Source organism: Alistipes sp. CHKCI003, from assembly GCF_900021155.1.
In the GTDB taxonomy this organism is placed as follows: domain Bacteria; phylum Bacteroidota; class Bacteroidia; order Bacteroidales; family Rikenellaceae; genus Alistipes; species Alistipes excrementavium.
Window position 1 is genome coordinate 1 of sequence record NZ_FCNT01000035.1, and the last position, 3190, is coordinate 3190.

At 57.3% G+C, this 3190-nt stretch carries 2 protein-coding genes; both read right to left on the reverse strand.

Annotated elements, in window-relative coordinates; translation table 11 throughout:
* The coding region (locus tag BN3659_RS04985) for a RagB/SusD family nutrient uptake outer membrane protein (RefSeq protein WP_091535070.1) at positions 1 to 1424 on the reverse strand (1424 nt) is incomplete at its 3' end.
* Between the two features lie 34 nt (positions 1425 to 1458).
* Positions 1459 to 3190: SusC/RagA family TonB-linked outer membrane protein (locus BN3659_RS04990; RefSeq protein WP_171847705.1), on the reverse strand; the 1732-nt coding region annotated here is incomplete at its 5' end.

Below are 3190 nucleotides of genomic sequence, written 5' to 3' on the forward strand. Positions count from 1 at the left end.
TGCGGAATGGGCCAGACGAATTGCGGATCGTCAGCCGATTTCTGCATTTCGTAAGTTGCCGTACCGCCGGCGAGGATCGAAATGCAAGCCGTTTGTGCATTTCGTTTCATGCCGATGCCCCAACGCTTGAGGTCGAACAGTCGGTGTCCTTCGCCGATGAATTCACGCACGCATTCGTTCTGAATCTCCGTGAAGAGCGCTTCGCCCGTGGCGCCCGTGGCCTTCAAACCGCGCGCGGTGCGCAGCGTGTTCAGCGGGTTCGCGCCGGAGCCGTTCTTGCGATACTGCGCCTCTGCTTCGATCAGATACATCTCGGCTACACGGAAGACGACGGGCATGTTGTAATAGTTGAGCAGCGTCTCCGTGGAACGCAGACCCACCAGACCGGCCAGCTTCATCATCAGACGACCTTCGCTGTCGATATTGCGGATGGTCGCAGGACCTACATAGGGACCGTAACGGTAGTCATCCGCAGTGAAGAGATCGCAGACCCACTGCTCGGGCACATAACCCGGGTTATACAGATAGGTGCCCGATGCGCTCTGGTAGCTGCCCGAGAGGTAGTCGGTCGTCGCTCCGATCAGGTTATACGTGTTGCGGGTTACTTCGAGCTGCATGATCGTCTCGGTGCAAGTACCTTGGAGCCAGAGATTCTCCAGCCCTTCCCGGGTGTTGACCAGCGGATACTTCGAGTAAAGCGACGAAGCGTAAGCGATCGCATTGTCGTAGTCGTGCATCTGGAGCGCCACCTGCGCCTTGAAGGCCGTGATGGCGTCTACGGTGATATACTTCGAATTCTGCGACCCCTGCGTGGTTACGAGCCCCTCGGCCGATTTGATGTCCTCCGTGATGCGGGCATAGGTCTGTGCGAGCGTGCCGCGCGGCAGCTGTGCGCCCGGAGCATACTCCACGGGGCAGGGAACGCCCAGCTGCGCATCGGCCCGGTCAGGATCGTAATCCTCGCAGAAACGCAGTGCGAGCTGATGGATCATGTAGGCGCGGACGAAATACATTTCGCCCATGTAGAGCTTCAGCTCCTCGGCATTCTCCGGCTCCTGCTCGATGGCGAGCGCAGCCTTTTCGAGCGCGTAATTCACCTGCAGGATCGTCGTGTAGTAGTTGGTCCACAATTTCAGAATATCCTGATCGTCGGCATGCAGATTCCAGCGGGAAAAGAAACCGCCGCGGTTGCCCGAGTTGATCGTTTCGTTGAAGAGATCCGTATAGTACTCCGTATTCACCAGATTGGAATAGGCCGTAACGGTGGTCATGTTGTTGTAAATGCCGTTGCGAAGCGCCGAAACGTATTTCAGGTGCGCGGCATCCTTTCCTGCAATGGCGGTGTCGGGCGTGATTTCGAGGTCGCATGCCGTGAATCCGCACACCGCACCGAGCATCACCATGAGATTGATTATTTTTTTCATATTGAATCTTCGTTAAAATTTCGTTTTCCGGCTATTAGAATTTGAATTCGCATCCGAACGTCCACTGGCGGGTGTTCGCATAAACGTCGATTTCCGAACCCACTGCGGTGGCTGCCTCGGGGTCGATACCGTCGTAGCCCGTGATCGTGAAGAGGTTGCGCGCACCTACATACACCTTGAAGCCTTTGAGGAAGCGGCTGTTGGCCAGAAGCGACTGCGGCAGCGTATAGGAGATCTGGATATTCTTCAGACGCAGGAACGAAGCATCCTCGATCAGGTGGGAGTCGAACTGCGATTCGTACTGGAGCGCCGGATATTTGGTTACGTCGCCCGGTTTTTTCCAGTAGTCGAGCGCCTGTTCCGACTGGTTGTAAAACATGCGGCCGCTATACGTGTTGGCCGTGAAGAAGAGCGTGTTGTTCAGTGCGTAGGCTCCGGCCGTCCAAGCGAAGTCGGCGGTCAGACCGATGCCCTTCCACATCACGTTGAAACCGAAACCGCCGGAGTAGGGCGGGATGCTCGATTTGTCGAGATCCACATCGATCGCCTGATTGTAGTCGGTGGTGATCCCGCCGCCTTCAGCCGTCCACTGCGGTTCGCCCGTGTCGGGATTCACGCCGCGCCACTCTTTCGTATAGAACTCGTTGACCGGCTTGCCGACTACATAGTAGGTCAGACCGTCGCCCGTCGTCGATTCCTTCAGCCCCGGTTCCCAGAGCTCCGTCAGCTGGTTCTTGTTGTAGTTGAACGTGGCGTGGAAGTTCACGTACCAATCCTTGTTTGCGAAAATATCGTAGTTCAGGGTTACGTCGACACCCGTATTGCGCATGGCGCCGATGTTCCAGATCAGCGACGAAACGCCCGACGAGGGAGCCATCGGCTTGGGCATGAGCATGTCGGTCGTCTGGCGGCGGTACCAATCCACGCCGAGGGTCAGCTTGCGCCACAGCGTAGCGCTCGCACCGACGGTCAGGATACCCTGCTGCTCCCATGCGAGCTGCGGGTTGCCGGCCGACGAAAGATTCCATGCGGGATTGCCGTTGTAGGGGTATTGGCTGGCGGCGATCACCTCGTACTGGTCGTAATCTCCGATACCCGAGTTACCCTGCGTACCGTAGGAGAGCTTGAGCGAGAGGTCCGAAACCGTGCGGTTGTTGCGCAGGAAATGCTCTTTCGAGAGGTTCCACATCGCACCTACCGACCAGAACGTCGCGCCGCGGTTGTCCTCGCCGAAGCGCGAACTTGAGTCGTAACGCACCGAACCGTCGACGAAGTACTTCTCCTGATAGTCGTATTCCACGCGGCCGAAGACCGAATTGTAGGCGTATTTGCTCAGCGTGTACTGAGGAATGTAGGCGATTTCGGTACCTTGGCTGATGTAGAGCAGGTCGCTGTTGGTAACACCGTTCGTCGCGGCATTGAACGCTTCGTTGTTGCCGTAGATGGTCTCCTCGCCGAGCAGGGCGGTGAAGTGATGGTCGTCGGCGACCGTGAATTTATACTCGGCCGTGTTGGTCCATGTCCAAGCATACATTCGCTGGAAGCCTTCCTGTACGTAGGTCGTACCGATAACGCCGGTAGCTGTCGGCGTATCGGGGTTGCCGTGCGTCGTCGCGCGGTAGTCGAACGCATTGGCCGAAAGCTGCGAGCGCACGGTCAGCCCTTCCACCGGCGTGAGCTCGACGAAAGCAGAACCGTTGAGCTGCAGACGGTTGTTTTTGGTCGTCATCCACTTGTCCATGTAAGCCGGGTTGGTCGAGTTGAAC